Origin of the sequence: Lentibacter sp. (assembly GCF_965657785.1) — a bacterium.
Classification (GTDB): Bacteria; Pseudomonadota; Alphaproteobacteria; order Rhodobacterales; family Rhodobacteraceae; genus Lentibacter.
This window is the reverse complement of the sequence record NZ_CBFHPP010000024.1, coordinates 1-17,778: the sequence shown is the minus strand read 5'-3', so window position 1 is coordinate 17,778 and position 17,778 is coordinate 1. Positions and strand designations below refer to the sequence as shown.

At 54.6% G+C, this 17,778-nt stretch carries 15 protein-coding genes and 1 pseudogene; 7 read left to right on the top strand and 9 right to left on the bottom strand.

What is annotated here, in order from left to right; translation table 11 throughout:
- Window position 1: 1 nt before the first annotated feature.
- Window positions 2-2,779, bottom strand: coding sequence for a formate dehydrogenase subunit alpha (gene fdhF / locus ACTF58_RS11515; RefSeq protein WP_438992121.1), 2,778 nt, complete (start codon window positions 2,777-2,779; stop codon window positions 2-4).
- 187 nt (window positions 2,780-2,966) lie between these two features.
- Between fdhF and ACTF58_RS11510 the strand changes: the two genes are divergently transcribed.
- From ACTF58_RS11510 to ACTF58_RS11495, 4 genes are read left to right on the top strand one after another with little or no spacing between them, the layout of a single operon-like run.
- Window positions 2,967-3,617 carry a histidine phosphatase family protein gene (locus ACTF58_RS11510; RefSeq protein WP_438992120.1) on the top strand — a complete coding sequence of 217 codons (651 nt, stop codon included), beginning with the start codon at window positions 2,967-2,969 and terminating at the stop codon, window positions 3,615-3,617.
- 13 nt (window positions 3,618-3,630) lie between these two features.
- Complete coding sequence (locus tag ACTF58_RS11505) at window positions 3,631-4,674, top strand: saccharopine dehydrogenase (RefSeq protein WP_438992119.1); 1,044 nt, start codon at window positions 3,631-3,633, stop codon at window positions 4,672-4,674.
- Window positions 4,671-4,925 (top strand): SemiSWEET family sugar transporter, encoded by a 255-nt coding sequence (locus ACTF58_RS11500; protein ID WP_438992118.1) that lies wholly within the window; start codon window positions 4,671-4,673, stop codon window positions 4,923-4,925. The genes ACTF58_RS11505 and ACTF58_RS11500 overlap by 4 nt, the downstream gene beginning before the upstream one ends.
- 12 nt (window positions 4,926-4,937) lie before the next feature.
- Window positions 4,938-6,080: a saccharopine dehydrogenase C-terminal domain-containing protein gene (locus ACTF58_RS11495; protein WP_438992117.1), complete on the top strand. Its 1,143-nt coding sequence runs from the start codon at window positions 4,938-4,940 to the stop codon at window positions 6,078-6,080.
- Between the two features lie 90 nt (window positions 6,081-6,170).
- Here ACTF58_RS11495 and ACTF58_RS11490 read toward each other — a convergent pair whose 3' ends face one another.
- The 5 genes from ACTF58_RS11490 to ACTF58_RS11470 all read right to left on the bottom strand — a co-directional run bounded on the left by ACTF58_RS11490 (window position 6,171) and on the right by ACTF58_RS11470 (window position 11,335).
- Entirely contained in the window at window positions 6,171-6,497 is a 327-nt protein-coding gene (locus ACTF58_RS11490; protein WP_438992116.1) for a DUF3775 domain-containing protein, read from the bottom strand.
- A 74-nt stretch (window positions 6,498-6,571) separates the two neighbouring features.
- Window positions 6,572-7,726, bottom strand: a complete 1,155-nt coding sequence (locus ACTF58_RS11485; RefSeq protein WP_438992115.1) for a DNA recombination protein RmuC — start codon at window positions 7,724-7,726, stop codon at window positions 6,572-6,574.
- Complete coding sequence (mutL, locus tag ACTF58_RS11480; RefSeq protein ID WP_438992114.1) at window positions 7,723-9,549, bottom strand: DNA mismatch repair endonuclease MutL; 1,827 nt, start codon at window positions 9,547-9,549, stop codon at window positions 7,723-7,725. Before mutL ends, ACTF58_RS11485 begins: the two co-directional genes overlap by 4 nt.
- Before the next feature lie 109 nt (window positions 9,550-9,658).
- Window positions 9,659-10,975 (bottom strand): ammonium transporter, encoded by a 1,317-nt coding sequence (locus tag ACTF58_RS11475; protein ID WP_438992113.1) that lies wholly within the window; start codon window positions 10,973-10,975, stop codon window positions 9,659-9,661.
- Window positions 10,976-10,996: 21 nt separating this feature from the next.
- The gene (locus ACTF58_RS11470) at window positions 10,997-11,335 is read right to left on the bottom strand and encodes a P-II family nitrogen regulator (RefSeq protein WP_438992112.1); all 339 of its coding nucleotides are present in this window, start codon (window positions 11,333-11,335) and stop codon (window positions 10,997-10,999) included.
- Between the two features lie 256 nt (window positions 11,336-11,591).
- Between ACTF58_RS11470 and ACTF58_RS11465 the strand changes: the two genes are divergently transcribed.
- From ACTF58_RS11465 to ACTF58_RS11455, 3 genes are all read left to right on the top strand, one after another.
- On the top strand, window positions 11,592-13,799 hold the full coding sequence (locus tag ACTF58_RS11465; RefSeq protein ID WP_438992111.1) for a transglycosylase domain-containing protein: 2,208 nt from the start codon (window positions 11,592-11,594) through the stop codon (window positions 13,797-13,799).
- Between the two features lie 499 nt (window positions 13,800-14,298).
- Complete coding sequence (locus ACTF58_RS11460) at window positions 14,299-15,504, top strand: TsoY family (seleno)protein (protein ID WP_438992110.1); 1,206 nt, start codon at window positions 14,299-14,301, stop codon at window positions 15,502-15,504.
- A gap of 115 nt (window positions 15,505-15,619) precedes the next feature.
- Window positions 15,620-16,387 carry a FadR/GntR family transcriptional regulator gene (locus tag ACTF58_RS11455; protein ID WP_438992109.1) on the top strand — a complete coding sequence of 256 codons (768 nt, stop codon included), beginning with the start codon at window positions 15,620-15,622 and terminating at the stop codon, window positions 16,385-16,387.
- Window positions 16,388-16,451: 64 nt separating this feature from the next.
- Here the strand turns inward: ACTF58_RS11455 and ACTF58_RS11450 are convergent, their stop codons facing one another.
- The 3 genes and pseudogenes from ACTF58_RS11450 to ACTF58_RS11440 form a co-directional block, all read right to left on the bottom strand.
- Entirely contained in the window at window positions 16,452-17,024 is a 573-nt protein-coding gene (locus ACTF58_RS11450; protein ID WP_438992108.1) for a F0F1 ATP synthase subunit B, read from the bottom strand.
- Window positions 17,025-17,028: 4 nt separating this feature from the next.
- Window positions 17,029-17,565 carry a F0F1 ATP synthase subunit B' gene (locus tag ACTF58_RS11445; RefSeq protein ID WP_438992107.1) on the bottom strand — a complete coding sequence of 179 codons (537 nt, stop codon included), beginning with the start codon at window positions 17,563-17,565 and terminating at the stop codon, window positions 17,029-17,031.
- An 82-nt stretch (window positions 17,566-17,647) separates the two neighbouring features.
- Window positions 17,648-17,778, bottom strand: a pseudogene (locus ACTF58_RS11440) (F0F1 ATP synthase subunit C); the annotation flags it as partial.

The following is a 17,778-nucleotide window of genomic DNA, read 5'->3' as shown; positions in this document are numbered from 1 at the left end:
GCTACTCCGCAGCAACTGGGTCTTCGACCTTCTCCACTTTTACAGCAGAAAATTTAAACTCGGGAATCTTGCCATAAGGATCAAGTGCGGGGTTGGTCAGGATATTGGCCGCAGCTTCGACAAAAGCAAAAGGCACAAACACCATGTCTTCCGCCACAGCGCGATCCGCGCGCGCCATGATCACAATACTGCCACGCCGCGTGCTGAGGCGAACGTGCTCGCCGGGCTCTACACCGAGGCGGCGCAGGGTTTTGGGGTGCAACGAGCAGTTGGCCTCAGGCTCGACTGCGTCAAGCACGTTCGAGCGCCGCGTCATTGAACCCGTATGCCAATGCTCAAGCTGACGACCCGTGGTCATAATCATCGGGTAGTCTGCATCAGGCGCTTCATCCGGCGCAATCACGCTAGCGGGCGTGAACTTTGCGCGCCCGTCCGCCCGCGGGAATCCATCGCCAAAGACAATCGGCTGCCCCGGGTCTGTTTCGGACAGAGACGGATAGGTGATCGTTTCTGTCTTGAGGCGCTCCCATGTGATATTGTTCAGCGACGCCATATTGAGCTTCATCTCGTTAAAGATCTCAGACACATCGTCATAGGTCCAGTTCAGCCCCACGCGCTGAGCCAGCTCAACTGTGATTTTCCAATCTTCTCGCGCCTCACCAGGTGGCGTCACGGCCGGACGCACGCGCTGAACCTGACGGTTTGTATTGCTCACGGTGCCGTTCTTCTCGTAGAGCGCTGACGCTGGCAGAATAACATCTGCGTAATTCGCCGTTTCCGTTAGGAAGATATCCTGCACGACAAGGTGCTCCAGCTTCGCCAAGGCGTCGCGGGCGTGCTCGACATCAGGGTCTGACATGGCGGGGTTTTCGCCCTGAATATACATCCCCTTGATATTGCCAGCATAAGCCTCATCCATAATCTCGGTCACCGTCAGGCCCTTTTCGTTTGAAAAGTCACCAGACCCCCAGACATCGGTAAAGGCTTTGCGGATCCCGTCGTCCATGACGCTCTGGTAATCAGGCAAAAACATTGGAACCAGCCCCGCATCGGATGCACCTTGCACGTTGTTTTGCCCCCTAAGCGGATGCAGACCTGCGCCAGGCTTGCCGACATTACCCGTCATCAAAGCAAGCGAAATCAGGCAGCGTGAATTATCCGTCCCGTGGATGTGCTGGCTCACGCCCATGCCCCAGAAAATCATACCCGCCTCCGCGCCTGCGAAGATGCGCGCAACCCGTCGCAATTGGTCAGGCGAAACACCACAAATCTCGCTCATCGCCTCTGGCGAAAAGTCCTTGAGATGCGCCTTCTCTGCCTCCCAGTTTTCGGTCCAGCGATGGATATACTGGCTGTCGTAAAGCTCTTCTTCCACGATCACGTGCATGATCGCATTGAGCATACTCACGTCAGCACCCGGGCGGAACTGCACCATCTCTTCGGCAAAACGGCGCAAGCCAACCCCGCGTGGGTCCATTACAATAAGTTTGCCGCCACGTTTGGTAAACTGCTTGAAATAGGTCGCGGCCACAGGGTGGTTCTCAACCGGATTCGCACCAATGACAATCGCGACGTCCGCATTTTTGATCTCGTTAAATGTCGCCGTGACAGCACCAGAACCGACATTTTCGATCAAGGCGGTCACAGAACTAGCATGGCACAGCCGTGTGCAGTGATCGACATTGTTATGCAGAAAGCCCTGCCGGATGAACTTCTGGAAAAGATAGGCTTCTTCATTGGTGCATTTTGCAGACCCAAAGCCAGCAACAGACTTACCACCATGCTGATCGCGCAGCCCAGAGAGCCCACCTGCCGCCAACGCCATAGCCTCATCCCAGCTGGCCTCACGAAAGAATTCGCTCCAGTTATCAGGGTGCACATTGAGCCCCTTTGCAGGCGCATCTTCGCGGCGAATGAGCGGCTTTGTGAGGCGGTGAGCGTGATGAATATAATCAAAGCCAAAACGCCCCTTCACACAGAGGCGGCCTTCGTTCGCGGGGCCGTTGATGCCCTCAACATATTTCACCTTACCGTCTTTAACCTTCAGGGAAACCTTGCAGCCCACGCCGCAGAACGGGCAAACGCTTTCCGTCTCGCTGTCAAAATCCTTGCTGTCTCCGATCTGAGCAGCGTCAAGCACCGTCGCAGGCATCAATGCACCCGTCGGGCAAGCCTGCACACATTCGCCACAGGCTACGCATGAGCTCTCACCCATCGGGTCGTCCATATCAAACACAGGGTAAGCCGAATGCCCGCGCCCCGCCATGCCGATCACATCATTAACCTGCACTTCGCGGCACGCTCGGACGCAAAGGCCGCAGGAGATACAGGCATCAAGGTTCACCCGCATCGCAACGTGGCTATCATCCAGAAGCGGAATGTGGCCCTCTTCGAGCTTGGGGAAGCGGCTTTCGCTCACCCCGTTGAGCTCCGCCATGTCCCACATATGGGCTGATTTGTCGTGGCTGGCGTCCCGCTCGGGCAGATCTGCCAAAAGCATCTCGACAACCATCTTGCGCGCGCTCGTTGCACGCGCAGTGTTGGTCACAACGACCATGCCCTCTTGCGGTTCGCGGATGCAAGACGCAGCCAAAGTGCGCTCGCCCTCGATCTCGACCATGCAGGCGCGGCAATTGCCATCAGGGCGATATCCTGGCGCAGGCTTGTGGCAGAGGTGCGGAATAACCAGCCCACGCCCGTTGGCCACTTCCCAAATGGTCATACCCTTTTCGGCCACAACCTGCTCGCCATCGAGCGTAAACTTAACTGTGTCAGACATCGCGCGTCTCCTGTCGATCTTAGCGTAACATAAACCAGAGACTGGCGCCTGAACACCTCACATTCCCGACACCCCGCGCGCTTTTTGCGCCGCCTTTCCTGACAGCGCATTTTCTTTGGCATGACACCCTTTAACCTGCTGGACCCTAAGGCTAACCTCTGCCCGAATTTGATCAAATGAGGCGCAGATGGCAGAACTGATTCTGGTGCGACATGGGCAGGCCAACAGCCACGCCACTGACGAAGCAAGCTATGACAAACTGTCTGACCTTGGTCATACGCAAGCGCGTTGGCTTGGTGAGCATATGCGCGCCACCAACCCCCATTTTGACCATGTAATCACTGGCACTTTGCGGCGTCAAAAAGAGACAGCCGCAGGCATGGGCTATAGTGAAACGCGCGTTGACGGACGCCTTGACGAATTACATTACTTCGCAATGGCGGCCGCCCTTGAGGCCGAGCATGGCATCGTCACCCCATCAGACCCGACCGAGTTTGCCGCGCATCTTCCAAAGATGATAAGCTACTGGGCCGCCGACAAAGTCAAAACCGTTCCAGAGCGCTTTGCAGATTTTCATGGCCGCACAACTGCACTTGTTGAGGAGGTCTGCAAAGGTCATGGCCGTGTTCTTCTGGTGACATCAGGTGGTGTCATCGGGACAATTCTGCGCCATGTCTTGCACCTTTCTGACGAAGGAATGGCCAAGATTATGCTGCAAGTGATGAACTCCTCTGTCCACCGCCTTGAATATGTCCATGGCCAGCTCTTTCTCGGCAGCTTTAATGCCACCCCCCATCTCGATATCCCAGGGCGCGAACACGCCCGAACATATGTCTGAACAGGAGCACTCTATGACCCATCTCTGGCTCAGAGCCGAACAACGCGCCCATGAAGAACGCGTCGGCCTCACACCCGAAGGCGCGAAAGCCTTGATCAAGGCAGGCATACGGCTCACCGTGGAGGAAAGCTCGGTACGCGCGATTGCATTGCAAGGCTATATCGACGCTGGCGCAGAAATCGCGCCTGAAAACAGCTGGCCCGAAGCCCCGCTTGACGCGATCATTTTTGGCCTCAAGGAGTTGCCCGAAGACGGCACACCCCTGCCCCACCGTCACATCATGTTTGGCCACGCCTACAAGGGACAGTTTTCGGGTAAGGCCCTGCTGGAACGCTTCAAGACAGGTGGTGGCACATTGTATGACCTTGAGTATCTCGTCGATGAAACAGGGCGCCGTGTCGCCGCCTTCGGCTATTGGGCCGGCTTCGCTGGCGCAGCCGTTACCCTCAAAACATGGCTCGCTCAGCAAGAGGGCGCTCTCTGCCTGCCTGTTGGCGCTTATGCTAACAAGGACGCGCTTTTAGATGAGCTTCGCGCTGATCTTATCACCAAGCCAAACGCCATTGTCATCGGCGCATTGGGTCGCGTTGGCACAGGTGCATCAGATTTGCTGGAAGCCATGGGCGTCTCCGTGACGAAATGGGACATGGCCGAAACGGCAAATGGCGGTCCCTTCCCAGAAATCCTTGAGCATGACATCTTTATCAACTGTATTCTGGCCCGCCCTGGCACACCACAGTTTGTCCCGCTTGCCGCCAAAGCAGCGCCCCGCAAACTCTCAGCCATCGGTGATGTCGCTTGCGACCCTGACAGCGATTACAACCCTATTCCCGTCTATTCGGAAGCCACCACATGGGAAGCACCAGCTGTGCGCGTCCACGACGCGCCTCCGCTCGATATCATGGCGATAGACAATCTGCCTTCCATGCTGCCGCTCGAGAGCTCCGAAGACTTTGCCGCACAGCTTCTGCCATCACTCCTCACACTTAACGCATTGTCCGAAGGCGTCTGGGCTCGCGCAGAAGCCGACTTCGTCAACCATGTAGGCGCTCTATGACACCGGCGCTCTTGGTCGGCTATCTCGCCGCCCTACTCGGCACCGTGTGTTGGATACCACAGGCTTGGAAAGCTTGGAGCACGCGCGACACATCGGGAATATCATTGCTCTCAAATATGCTTTTTCTAACAACAGTATCGCTTTGGCTTCTCTATGGACTTTTGGTCGCCGACTGGCCCATCATTATCGCAAATACTTTCGCTGTCCTCGCGGTTCTCACAATCGTCGCAGCGAAACTAAAATATAAATAAGGGACGAAAAACATGACAATCCATTGGTGCGGCACAGGCCTTTCGGCCATCCCAGGCCTTCGCAAGCTGATCGAGGAAGGCCATGATGTGGTGGTGTGGAACCGAACCACAACCAAGGCCGCAGAGGCCGTGGGCGACATCGCAAAAGATATCCGCGGCTTTGACATGGAGGCCATTACAGCCGCCACAACCAAAGGCGATATCGTTGTCTCCATGCTTCCAGGAGAGTGGCACGTGCCTCTTGCCGAAATGTGCCTTGCGCGCAGCGCCAATTTTGTAAGCTCAAGCTACATCGCCCCTGAAATGCGCGCTCTTGATGCTGCCTTCCGTGACGCAGACCTCATTTCAGTTAACGAAGTTGGCCTCGATCCGGGAATTGATCATCTTATGGCCCATGCCCTCGTGGCAGATTATCGCGCAAACCCCGCATATGATGCCAGCGCTGATATATCGTTCATTTCTTATTGTGGCGGCATTCCAAAACATCCCAACCCGTTCAGATACAAATTCAGCTGGTCGCCCCTTGGCGTGCTCAAAGCACTGCGCTCACCTTCCAAATCGATCAAGAACTTCGCCGAACTCAATGTTTCGCGCCCATGGGACGCGATCAGCTCCTACACAGCCCCTTTGACAAGCCTCGAAACCTTTGAAGTCTATCCCAACCGCGACAGCTTGCCATTCATGGCAGATTACCAGTTCGAGCCAAGCTGGTGCGTAAAAGAGTTTGTGCGTGGAACCTTGCGTCTCGACGGTTGGAAAGAGGCTTGGGCCGATGTTTTCACAGAAATCGAAACACTTTCAGGTCCCGAAGGCGACGCGCGCCTCAAAGAAATGTCAGATGGGTTCTGGAACGAGAATGCTTATGATGAAGGCGAGCCTGATCGCGTGGTGATGTGTGTCGGCTTCAAGGCAGAGACAAACGGTGCGGAAACCTACAACAAGACTTATGTCATGGACGCATGGGGTGATGCGCGCGGCACTGCCATGGCCCGCCTCGTCTCGATTCCTGTATCCCTCGCCGTTAAGTCCGTGCTCAATCGTGAGGTCAGCGCAGGCGTCCATCCCGCACCACATGATCCAAAATTGGTGACCGAATGGCTCAAAGACGTCGGCACACTCGCTCAACATCTAGAAGTGGTCGATCATCTAGCCTAAGCCTTTCCTTTTTCTTTCCCTAAATATCCCAGGGGGTCTGGGGGACTGGTCCCCCAGCGGATCGGATTGCGCGAAGCGCAATTCGATCTATCACCCCTTTCGTAGCAAGTCATCTTCTTCCTCTGACGCAGAAAGCCCGAGGGCCTCCAAGCCATTCTCCAAATGATCAGACAGATGCGGCGTGCCCATCAAATAATCGAGTGTCGGAACAGTTGCCTCGGCCCTCGCGGTTGCGCGCGCATCCATCACCTCTTCAGGCTCAAAGCTGCCTCGACCGATCCACATGATCGCAACAAGATCGGTCAGCTCCTCCTCGCGCAAGGTCTCAAAAAAGCCTACCAGCTCGGCCTCTGCGCGGCCAAGCTCACGAGACATGAGAATGATTTGGGCAATCTTGTTTATACTAATTTCCAGCATATTCTGTCCTCCTGTCACCGCATGAGGCACAGGATGGATAGGTTCTTTGCTTTCAGCCTTGATCTAACGCAAACTCAATCAGGCGCTTTGATCGGCACCACATTCGGCGGTTCAGGGGCCAGCTCTTCAAAATCAAAGTTATCAAGCCGCTTGGCCCGTCGTCCGGCCTTGTCAGCCGAAACTTTAATATCAGAGATATCTTTGGCCGCTTGATGAAAATGCCGGTCAAGGTTTTCAACACGGTTTCCAAGACGGTCCACATCGGCAAACAAGAGGCCAAGCTCCCGTCGGATTGCCCCAGCCTGCTCCCGCATCCGCGCATCTTTCAAAATTGCGCGCATCGTGTTGAGCGTTGCCATGCAGGTGGTCGGCGAAACAATCCAGACTTTCGCAGCAAAACCTTCGCGCACGAGCTCGGGAAAATTCGCATGAAGTTCTGCATAAATCGCTTCAGACGGCAGAAACATCAGTGCACCATCCGCGGTTTCGCCATCCAAAATGTACTTCTCCGAGATATCCTTTATGTGCTTCTTGATCGACACCCGCAGCATCTTGGCAGCCTCGTTCACTTGCCAGTCATTTTCCGCACGCCTCAACGCTTCATAGGCCTCCAGCGGAAACTTCGCATCAATCGCAATCGGCCCGGGCGGATTTGGTAAGTGGATCAAACAATCGGCGCGCTTCCCGTTAGAAAGCGTCGCCTGCATTGTGTAGCTGTCACTCGGCAAGGCCTTGGTCACAATATCGGTCAACTGGATCTCGCCAAACGCGCCGCGTGTCTGTTTATTGCTTAAGATGTCTTGAAGGCTCAAAACATCACCAGAGAGCTTGGTAATATTGTCCTGCGCCTTATCAATGGCAATGAGCCGCGCCTGAAGCTCTCCGAGTGACTTCGCCGTGCTCTGAGCCGAGCCGGTCAGGTTCTCGTTCATCTTGCCGCTGACATCCGCCAAGCGTTTTTCCATAAGTTGCAACATATTGGCCTGCGCCGCTGCCTGTGCTTCGCTCACATGAGTCAAGCCGCCCGCAAGCTGTTGCTGCCCGTCTGACAGCTGCTGCACACGCACACCAAGGCTGCCCAATTGATGCACCAAAGGTTCGGTCATACGCGCCGAACGCGCAGCCGAGCGCATCCCCATGAACAACATCAAGAGGACGACGAAGACAAAAAATAGCCCCGCGACAAGCAGATGAAGCTCTGCAATCTGATAACCTGCCAGTTCGATCATGTGCGCCCGAATAGCCTCTCGATATCGCTCAGTTTCAGTTCAATATATGTGGGCCGCCCGTGATTGCATTGGCCCGAATGGGGTGTCGCTTCCATCTCGCGCAGAAGTGCGTTCATCTCGTCTGCCCGCATCCGTCGTCCACAGCGGATCGACCCATGGCACGCCACACGGCTCAGAACAGCTTCAAGTTTGTCTTTTACCGTGCTTGTCGTGCCGCCGTCGCTCAGCTCGTCAACAATATCACGCAGCATCGCCTCAGCATTGATTTCACCTAAAATGGCGGGTGTTTCGCGCACGGCCACAGAGCCGGCACCAAAAGGTTCAAGGCTTAACCCGAGCTGTGCCAAATCCTGCGAAGCCTCAAGCAAAAGCGCGCAATCGCCCTCGCTCATACTCACAATCTCGGGGATCAAAAGCGCCTGCGCGCGCACGCCGCTTTCCGCCATCTGTTTTTTCAACCGTTCATAGACAAGTCGCTCATGCGCTGCGTGCTGGTCCACCAAGATCATCCCTGTCTCGGTCTGGGCGACAATATAGTTTTCATGCACTTGTGCCCGCGCGGCCCCCAAAGGCAGTGACTCCAATGGCCGTTCATCATGTGTTTCGACAGTCTCCACCCGAGCGGAATATCCACTCGCCATCTCGGCAAAGCCTTGGATTGGCGCAGAGTAGCCCGACCCCGTTTGCGGCCGATCCATCTGGTAGACCCTTGGCTCGACCTGCTCCGGCCGCATTGCGCCCAGTGCCGAAGCCCCAACTGTGGAAGAGGCTCTGTGCCCTGCTTCTGCAAGCGCGTGTTTCAGCGCACTGACAATCAACCCGCGCACCATTCCAGGGTCTCGAAAGCGCACCTCTGATTTGGCAGGATGCACATTTACATCCACCAAGTTGGGCGGACATGACAAAAACAGCGCAACAGCAGGATGGCGATCCCTGCTTAAAAAATCAGAATAGGCACCGCGCAGCGCTCCAATCAGAAGCTTGTCCCGCACAGGGCGCTCATTGACGAAGAAAAATTGCGCCACAGCCGAACCACGCGAATATGTGGGGAGCGCAGCATAGCCTGTCAGCGTGATCCCCTCGCGCTCGGCATCAATTGCCAGCGCGTTCTGTGCAAAATCGCGCCCCATCACCTGCGCCAATCGCCCGTGCAGGGCTTTGAACAGATCTCCGCTCTCGCCTTCAACGCGGAACTTGACTTGTGGCTCACCATCGCCTGACACATCCGCCAGACTAAAGCCAACATACGGCTCCGCCATCGCCAGCCGCTTCACCACATCAGAAATTGCCTGCATCTCGGCGCGATCTGACCGCATAAACTTCAAGCGCGCTGGCGTCGCGTAGAATATATCACGCAGTTCCACACGGGTTCCGCCGGCCAAAGCTACAGGCTTCACAGCGCTCATCTCTCCGCCCGAGACCTCGATGCGTGTCCCCTCTTGTCCCGCAATCCGCGAGGCGATACTCAACCGCCCAACTGCGCCGAGCGAGGGCAGAGCTTCTCCTCGAAAACCGAATGTGTGGATATTCATCAGATCGGAGCCGTCGATCTTGGATGTCGCATGACGGGAGAGCGCGAGAGGCAAATCGGCCGCACTCATCCCGCAGCCATCATCGACAACCCGAATAAGTGTCTTGCCGCCATCCGCCACTTCTACGCGGATACGCGTGGCCCCCGCATCAATGGCGTTTTCAACCAATTCTTTCACCGCAGAGGCTGGCCGCTCAACAACTTCACCGGCAGCAATTCGATTGATTGCGGCATCGTCCAGTTGACGGATAACCGGATGATTTTGGCTTATGTTGGGGCGAGGCTCGGACATGCCGCAAGACGTAGCACAAGCGCACGCGATTCTACCACGAGAGAAACCACACAACAGAAAGGGCCAGCCAGATTTTCTCTGGCTGGCCCTGATGCTGTTTTAGAGTGACTTAACCCTTAGAAAACTCTGGGTAAGCTTCCATCCCAAGCTCGGCCATATCAAGACCGTTGATCTCTGCTTCCTCGCTAACGCGAATTCCAATTGTCGCTTTCAAAATCAACCAGAACACCAGTGAGACAACGAATGTGAAAACACCGTAGGCCAGGATGCCTGTGAGCTGTGTCACAAGGCTTGTCTCGGCGTTGTAAAAGACAACGGCGATTGTGCCCCAGATCCCTGCGATAAGATGCACAGGGATCGCCCCAACAACATCGTCAATCTTGAACTTGTCGAGCATTGGAACCGCGAAGACTACGATCACACCACCCACAGCGCCAATCCAGAGAGACCCGAAAAGCGAAGGGGCAAGCGGCTCGGCTGTGATCGAAACAAGGCCGGCAAGCGCTCCGTTGAGAACCATTGTCAGGTCGACTTTTTTATAGATCAGCTGTGTCAAGATCAGCGCAGTCACCGCACCCGCAGAAGCGGCCATATTGGTGTTTGCAAAGATCCGGCCGACGTCTGTGATGTCGCCAACTGTGCCAGCAGCAAGCTGTGAGCCGCCGTTAAATCCGAACCAACCGAGCCACAGGATGAACGTTCCCAATGTGGCCAGCGCAAGGTTCGAGCCAGGCATCGGCACGGTGCGGCCGTCTTTGTATTTGCCGAGTCGCGGGCCAAGCACGATAGCGCCCGCCAGAGCGGCCCAGCCGCCAACAGAGTGCACAACAGTCGAGCCGGCAAAGTCAGAAAAGCCCATCTCGGAAAGGAAGCCGCCACCCCACTGCCAGGAGCCTGAAATCGGATACATGAAGCCCGTCAGCACGACCACAAAGGCGAGAAACGGCCACAACTTGATCCGCTCTGCCAAAGCACCCGACACGATAGATGCTGTGGCGGCCACAAACATCAGTTGGAAAAAGAAGTCAGATGCAACCGAGGCATAATCCAGAGAGGCGTCGGCAGCGGCAAGCCCAACAGGCTCAAGAACGGTCGGGTTGAAGAAACCCCCAATATAACCGTTAAACTCGCCTGGATACATAAGGTTAAAGCCGACGAGCCAATACATAATGCCAGCAATCGAAAACAGCGCCATGTTCTTGGTCAGCTGCATCGCCACGTTCTTGCCGCGCACAAGCCCAGCTTCAAGCATGGCAAAGCCCGCTGCCATCCAAAACACCAAAAAGCCACCCACAAGGAACAGCAAGGTTGTCATGATGTAAGGGCCGATTTCGTCAAAGCCCGGCGCCGCAGCATCTTGCGCCATGGCTGCGGCTGGAACGAGCGCAAAAGCGGTTCCCAGCAAGTATGTCAATTTCTGTGTCATAATCTCATCCTTTCCCCGCGCTCAAAGCGCATCTGGTCCTGTTTCGCCCGTGCGCACGCGAACCGCTTGCGCCAAATCCAGCACAAAAATTTTCCCGTCCCCGATCTTTCCTGTGCGGGCTGTTTTGGTGATTGTGTCAACAATGCTGTCGGCCATGTCTTCTGGAACAGCTATCTCAAGCTTGATCTTAGGAACAAAATTCACGGCGTATTCAGCGCCTCGATAGATTTCTGTGTGCCCTGATTGCGCACCGAAGCCCTTAATCTCGCTCACCATCATGCCGCGCACTCCAATCGCGGTCAGTGCCTCGCGCACCTCTTCAAGCTTATATGGCTTGATCGTTGCTATAATGAGTTTCACCTTTATGTCCCTTTCCCTAAGCCCCCAAACGGAAGCACTTTGCACCTGCAGCATTTGCGCAATACGGCTCAGAAAGAAGCGTTCGGCTCAAAAGTCTGGCGTAAAAACAGGCGTAATTCGGTTTTTTGCGCAGAGTCTTGATGATGTGCTTAATTATTGAGCACTTATGTGAGGTGCGAAATGTGTCTTTCCCCTCTACATTTGCAGAAGGTCGGGCTAAGGTTCTTCAAAACAACGGCTCCGAGCAGGGCAAATCATGAGTACAACTGGACGCAAAACGCCACAGCTCGTTGCCGAGCGGCGCTACCCTAAGAAATCTAAGGCGACCAAACCTATGGCGTCCAAAACGGCTACGAAGCCACGGAAACCCGTTAAGCAACGAGGCTTTCTTGGGCGTATTTTGTTCGGCATACTCGGACTCATTCGGGCGGTTCTAAACTGGATTCTGAGGCTTATCTGGGCTTTTGTCTGGCGTATCAGTCTTGTGTGCGCCGTGATCCTTGGGCTTGCCGTCGGATATACCACGCTGACGCTTCCCCCCGTGGAAGAGTTGTTTGACGGGCGAGCACGCGGCTCAGTCACACTTTTGGATGCATCGGGCAGCGTTTTTGCATGGCGGGGCGATCAGTTCGGCGGAGCGGTGACCGCTTCGTCTGTGTCACCACACCTGAAGAACGCAATCATCTCCACCGAGGACAGGCGTTTTTATCAACACTTTGGCCTAAGTCCACGCGGTATCGCCTCCGCTGTGCGGATCAATCTGCGAGAAGGTCGCGGCCCTCTCTCCGGGCATGGCGGTTCTACGCTAACTCAGCAGACTGCCAAGCTTCTTTGCCTTGGCGTCGATTATGACCCCAAGCTATGGAAAAACGAAACGGCCTATGAAGCTGATTGCCGCCAAGGCTCTTTGGCGCGAAAAGCGAAAGAAGCAATCTACTCAATGGCTATGGAGGTCAAATATTCCAAAGACGAAATCTTGACCGTCTATATCAATCGCGCCTTCCTTGGCGCAGGGGCGCGTGGGTTTGAAGCTGCGGCCCAGCGTTACTTTGGCAAATCTGCGGCCCAAGTCGCTCCAAATGAAGCCGCGATGTTGGCAGGACTGCTTGTTGCGCCAACGCGCTACGCGCCGACCAACAATCTCGGACGTTCTCAAGCCCGCGCCGCGACGGTTGTGCGACTGATGGAAGAGCAAGGCTATCTGTCCGCGCAGCAGGCCGCAGATGCTCAGACCCAACCGGCGACGCTATCACAAGCGGCACAAGCCAAGGCGGGCGGGTATTTTGCGGATTGGGTGATGACAACTGGCCCCGACTTTTTCATGGGAGATACAACCGAAGATGTCATCATTCGCACAACGCTTGATCAGCGGATCCAGCGTGCCGCCGAAAGCGCAATGAAAGAGATATTCGAAACCAAAGTTAAAGAAGGTTCAGAAGCACAGGCTGCAATTGTCATCATGTCGGCAGATGGGGCCGTTCGCGCGATGGTTGGCGGGCGGCAAACGCAGGTTTCTGGCGCATTCAACCGTGCAACAATGGCAAAACGTCAACCTGGGTCTTCATTCAAACCTTTTGTTTATGCCGCAGCACTTGATATAGGGCGCTCTCCGCTCGATCTGATCGAAGACGCGCCATATTGCGTTCATGTGCCGGGATCGGGCGAATATTGCCCAAAAAATTACGATAAGAAATATCATGGAACCGTGACGCTAACAGAAGCGTTAATGCGGTCTTACAATATCCCCGCCGTCAAACTTGCCCAAGAGGTCGGGCTTGAAACCATCCGCAAAGTCGCTGCCGACTTTGGAATCGACTCCGATCTCGCTCAAGGTCCGGCGCTTGCACTTGGAGCCTCCGAAGCAAGCTTACTTGAAATGACAGGGGCCTATGCTGGTATCCTCAACGGAGGCAGCGCGGTGACGCCCTATGGCCTCATCGAGTTAAAGCTCCTTGGCAGTGATGCTCCTCTTATGAGCGCCACAGGTGGTATAGGTGAACGGGTTATACAACAAGAAACCGCCGAAGAGCTTACATGGATGATGCATCAAGTCGTCACAAGTGGAACAGGCGCACGCTCAAGACTTCCAGACCGTGACTCTGCCGGCAAAACAGGCACTTCCCAAGCCGCCAAGGACGCCCTCTTTATTGGCTTCACAGCCGACTATGTTGCAGGGGTCTGGATGGGCTATGACAATAACACGCCGCTATCTGGCGTCACTGGCTCTGGCTTGCCTGCCGAAATATGGCACGCTGCTATGGTCCGTGTTCATGAGGGCCTGCCGACCCATGTGCTTCCAATGCGCGCCCCAGACCCGAATGAAGGTCAGGTGCTAGGCACACCTTCCCGCCAGAACGGCACAGGCCGCACCCAGAATGCAATTCAAAGCCTTTTGGAGGGTATTTTTGGAAAATCTGAAGGCGCTGGCACAACAGAAAACACGCAGGACCGCGCCCTCCGTTGATTGTTAATCACATCTCACCTCAAACAAGACACGCTCAGACGGTGAATTTGGCTCTTCCTCAATAGAACAGAAGATTGGCTCAACAGGCGGAGGCGGCGGGACAGTGTCAGCGCACCTCAAGTCGGCAATCATCATCGCCTGATCCCCACGAAGCCTGATCACCTGACATCCTGATACCACCTCCATCGCAACGCGAGCACGTGGCTCAACAGACGATAGCCTCGGTGCCCATTCGCTATTGAGGCGCAGCGCCTCTGCGCGCCCGTTCATCAAACGCACATCAAACACACTGTCTTCAACAGTAACACGTTGCGCAGGACTCTCGCGAAAGTCTCGACTGGGCGTGTCACACGCCATAAGCAGAAGGAAAAGAACAAGCATACGCCGCATAGCGCCAGCATCACTCAAACATGGTTAACAAATTATGACCAACTTCCTTATTGAATTCCACTTTTTGAATATATATACATTCCACAAATAGAATATAAGGAATCATCGAATGTCCCAAAAACCTGCCGATACTTATTCTCCGCTGTACTTCCTCGCATCCCTCGGTGCGGGAGGGCTGTCTGTCACGTTTTTCATGTATCTTATGTTTTGGGTGCCTCACGTGGGCCGTCCCGTTCCCGTATTTGAAGATATTACGGCCGCATTTGTGAGCGGTGCGCTCCCCCTTCAAGCCGCGATTATAATCGCCGTGGTGGGCATTCTTTTGATGACATTCCTGAATGTGAAATCGCTGCTCTGGAACATATCAGCGCTGAACCGCTTCAAAAAGACCGATGCATATCGGAGCTTGCGAGCCTCAAACGCAGAGACAACGCTTCTCGCAGCCCCTCTTGCAAGCGCCATGACAATCAACGCTCTCTTTATTGTCGGTTTGGTCTTTGTCCCGGGTCTATGGAGCATCATCGAATACCTCTTTCCCCTCGCACTCCTCGCTTTCGGCGCCGTTGGCGTTTGGGCGCTCAAGCTTATCGGCCAGTTCTTAGGCCGTGTGCTCAGCGAGGGCGGCATTTTTGATATGACAGCCCACAACAGCTTTGCGCAACTGCTTCCAGCCTTTGCTTTGGCAATGGTCGGCGTTGGGTTTTCAGCTCCTGCAGCGATGTCTCTGGACCCCACAACTGTTGCTCTCTCGCTCATCACGTCTACGTTCTTCGCTGTGGCTTCCCTTATCTATACTGTCGTTGCCCTGATCACAGCTTTCGGCTCAATGCTTCACCACGGCACCGCACGTGAAGCTGGCCCAACCTTGATGGTTATTGTTCCCATCGTCACAGTGCTTTCTATTCTGTTTTTGCGTCAGGATCATGGTCTGCACACAAGCTTTCAAGGCCACGCAACGGCCGCCAATACGATGCTCTGGCTGGCACAGATGATTTCTGTTCAAGTTGTCTTCTTGTTACTTGGCCTCACCGTGCTAATCCGCCAAAACTATTTTAGCGATTTTGTTTTTGGCTCAAAAACATCACCAGGCTCGTATGCCCTGATTTGTCCTGGTGTCGCCTTTTCAGTCTTGTTGCAATTTTTTGTGAACAAAGGACTGGTGACAGCTGGAGTCATTGCTGAATTTGGGGCCGCATACTGGGGCATCACAGCTATCGCCCTTATTTCTCAAGCCCTCATGGTTTTGTTGATCTTGAGCCTCAACAAACAGCACTTTAGCGCAAACCCTGAGGGGCAAGCGATAGCGGCTGAATAAACCGTGTTAAGATGACGATCTCGGCGGGCCGATTTGGCCCGCCTCTTTTTTAGGCGACAGCTTGCGAGATCTTAAGTTTGGTAATATCGTTTTACCAATTATACGAGAGTCCCTCATGCCCTTTCAACCAGTCCAGCCCGAAAAGCTCAGCCGTGCGGTCGTGCGCCAGATCGAACAACTCATCCTGCGGGGCATCCTGCGCCCAGGCGAAAGGCTCCCCCCTGAACGTGATCTGGCAGACAAACTCAATGTCTCCCGCCCCTCGCTCCGCGAAGCGATTGGAGAGTTACAAGAGCGTGGCTTACTCGCAACCAAAGCAGGTTCAGGTGTCTATATCGCAGACGTCCTTGGATCGGCCTTCTCGGATGCGCTAATAGAACTATTTTCATCCCACGAAGAAGCGGTGTTTGACTATCTTGCCTTCCGCCGCGATCTGGAAGGCATAGCGGCGGAGCGCGCCGCACGCCTTGCATCAGAAACAGACCTCAAAGTCATCAACCACGCGTATGACCGCATGGTAAACGCTGACAGACGCTTTGATGCCCAAAAAGAAGCCGAGCTTGATGCGGCCTTTCATATGTCAATCATAGAGGCGAGCAACAACGTCGTTATGCTGCATATGATGCGTTCTATTTTCGATCTGCTCAAAGAAGGCGTTTTTTATAACCGCTCGAGAATGTTTCTACAGAATACAACGCGAGAAGAGCTTCTAGCCCAGCACAAAGCCATAAATGATGCGCTACAGCTCCGAGACCCCGCAGGCGCTCGACTTGCCGTTGAAACGCACCTTAACTTTGTAAACTCAGCACTCGCGGATCAACTCAAATCAGACAAAAACGAAGACATCGCGCGCCTTCGCTTCAAGCATGATCGACAAGACTAGAGCTTGAAGAAACAAAAAAACCCGGCCACAAGAGCCGGGTTTTTTCTGATATTTCTATAATAGATTAGTGAAGCTTAGCATCGACCTGATCAATAGCATCCTCGATAAGCCTGTTGCCCGCCGCAGCGGTCATTTGCTTACCAACAACATCACGTGCAGCCGCCACAGCCACAACGATGGCACTATCGCGGACCTCTTTCACAGCTGAAGCTTCAGCACTTGCAAGACGGTCCTCAGCGGCCGCCAAACGACGCGCGATTGAGACTTTGATATCAGCCTTGGCTTGCTCGGCAGCAGCAGCAGCTTCGTCCTTGGCCGCTTCGATAATGCGGTTGGCTTGATCCTGAACTTCTTTTTGCTTGCGCTCGTAATCCGCGAGAACTTTTTGAGCCTCATCACGCAATGCACGCGCTTCATCAAGCTCGCTTTTGATGCTGTCCGCTCGGTTGTCGAGCATACCGCCAATCATAGCAGGCACTTTGAAGTAGAAGAGAACGCCGATAAATACAAAGAACGAAATCGCAACAATCAGATCAGTGTTTCCAAATGACCAGAAATAAGCTGAGAACGGGTTCTTGCTCGCCGCCATAGCTGGGCTTGCGGCTGTCAAAGCAAGAAGAATTGAAATTTTCCGCATCTGCTTACCCCTTCATCCGCGCTGTAACAGCCGCTGTAATGGTCTTGGCGTCTGCCGTTCCACCCATGGCTGCAACAAGCTCTTTTGCTGTGTCCTTCGCAACGGTCTTGACGCTCTCAAGAGCACCTTCACGAATGGCAGCAATTGCTTTTTCACCTTCAGCTGTTTTAGCTGCAATCTCGGCATCAGCTTTCGCCAAAGCCACATCTAGGTCTTTCTGGATATCTGCCTTTGTGTCGGCAATAATCGTGTTTGCTTCGGTGCGAGCGTCAGCAAGAGCTTTGTTGTAGGCTTCTTCAGCCTCAACTGCTTTTTGCTTCAGGTCTTCAGCCGTCGCAATATCATTAGTAATTGTGCCCTGCCGCTCTGCCAGAACCGCCGCAATGCGGGGCAAGGCAACCCGTGACAAAACAAGGTAGATCACGACAAGCGTGACCACGAGCCAGAAAATCTGGTTGGCCCAAGTGGAAAAATCCAGCTGGGGCATGCCTGGGGCCGCATCGGCTGCTTGGCCTGCGGCGTCGTGCGTTTCGGTCGCCATGTGGGCCCTCCTTCGGGAACTTGCCTGATCACCGGACGAGCGCTAGGCGCCCATCCGGCCGTAAGGATCGTATCCGAAAAAGTTAAACGGCGAACATCAGCAGAAGCGCGACGAGGAACGAGAAGATCCCCAGAGCTTCGGCAAAAGCGATACCGATGAAGAGAGTGGCTGTTTGTGAAGCCGCTGCTGAAGGGTTGCGCAATGCGCCGGCAA

Bases quoted from the DNA above. Each gene is read 5' to 3' on its own strand.
- ACTF58_RS11510 (WP_438992120.1), top strand. From the start codon at position 2,967: ATGGCAGAACTGATTCTGGTGCGACATGGGCAGGCCAACAGCCACGCC.
- ACTF58_RS11450 (WP_438992108.1), bottom strand. From the start codon at position 17,024: ATGCGGAAAATTTCAATTCTTCTTGCTTTGACAGCCGCAAGCCCAGCT.
- ACTF58_RS11455 (WP_438992109.1), top strand. From the start codon at position 15,620: ATGCCCTTTCAACCAGTCCAGCCCGAAAAGCTCAGCCGTGCGGTCGTG.
- ACTF58_RS11490 (WP_438992116.1), bottom strand. From the start codon at position 6,497: ATGCTGGAAATTAGTATAAACAAGATTGCCCAAATCATTCTCATGTCT.
- ACTF58_RS11475 (WP_438992113.1), bottom strand. From the start codon at position 10,975: ATGACACAGAAATTGACATACTTGCTGGGAACCGCTTTTGCGCTCGTT.
- ACTF58_RS11495 (WP_438992117.1), top strand. From the start codon at position 4,938: ATGACAATCCATTGGTGCGGCACAGGCCTTTCGGCCATCCCAGGCCTT.
- ACTF58_RS11445 (WP_438992107.1), bottom strand. From the start codon at position 17,565: ATGGCGACCGAAACGCACGACGCCGCAGGCCAAGCAGCCGATGCGGCC.
- fdhF (WP_438992121.1), bottom strand. From the start codon at position 2,779: ATGTCTGACACAGTTAAGTTTACGCTCGATGGCGAGCAGGTTGTGGCC.
- mutL (WP_438992114.1), bottom strand. From the start codon at position 9,549: ATGTCCGAGCCTCGCCCCAACATAAGCCAAAATCATCCGGTTATCCGT.
- ACTF58_RS11500 (WP_438992118.1), top strand. From the start codon at position 4,671: ATGACACCGGCGCTCTTGGTCGGCTATCTCGCCGCCCTACTCGGCACC.
- ACTF58_RS11460 (WP_438992110.1), top strand. From the start codon at position 14,299: ATGTCCCAAAAACCTGCCGATACTTATTCTCCGCTGTACTTCCTCGCA.
- ACTF58_RS11485 (WP_438992115.1), bottom strand. From the start codon at position 7,726: ATGATCGAACTGGCAGGTTATCAGATTGCAGAGCTTCATCTGCTTGTC.
- ACTF58_RS11465 (WP_438992111.1), top strand. From the start codon at position 11,592: ATGAGTACAACTGGACGCAAAACGCCACAGCTCGTTGCCGAGCGGCGC.
- ACTF58_RS11505 (WP_438992119.1), top strand. From the start codon at position 3,631: ATGACCCATCTCTGGCTCAGAGCCGAACAACGCGCCCATGAAGAACGC.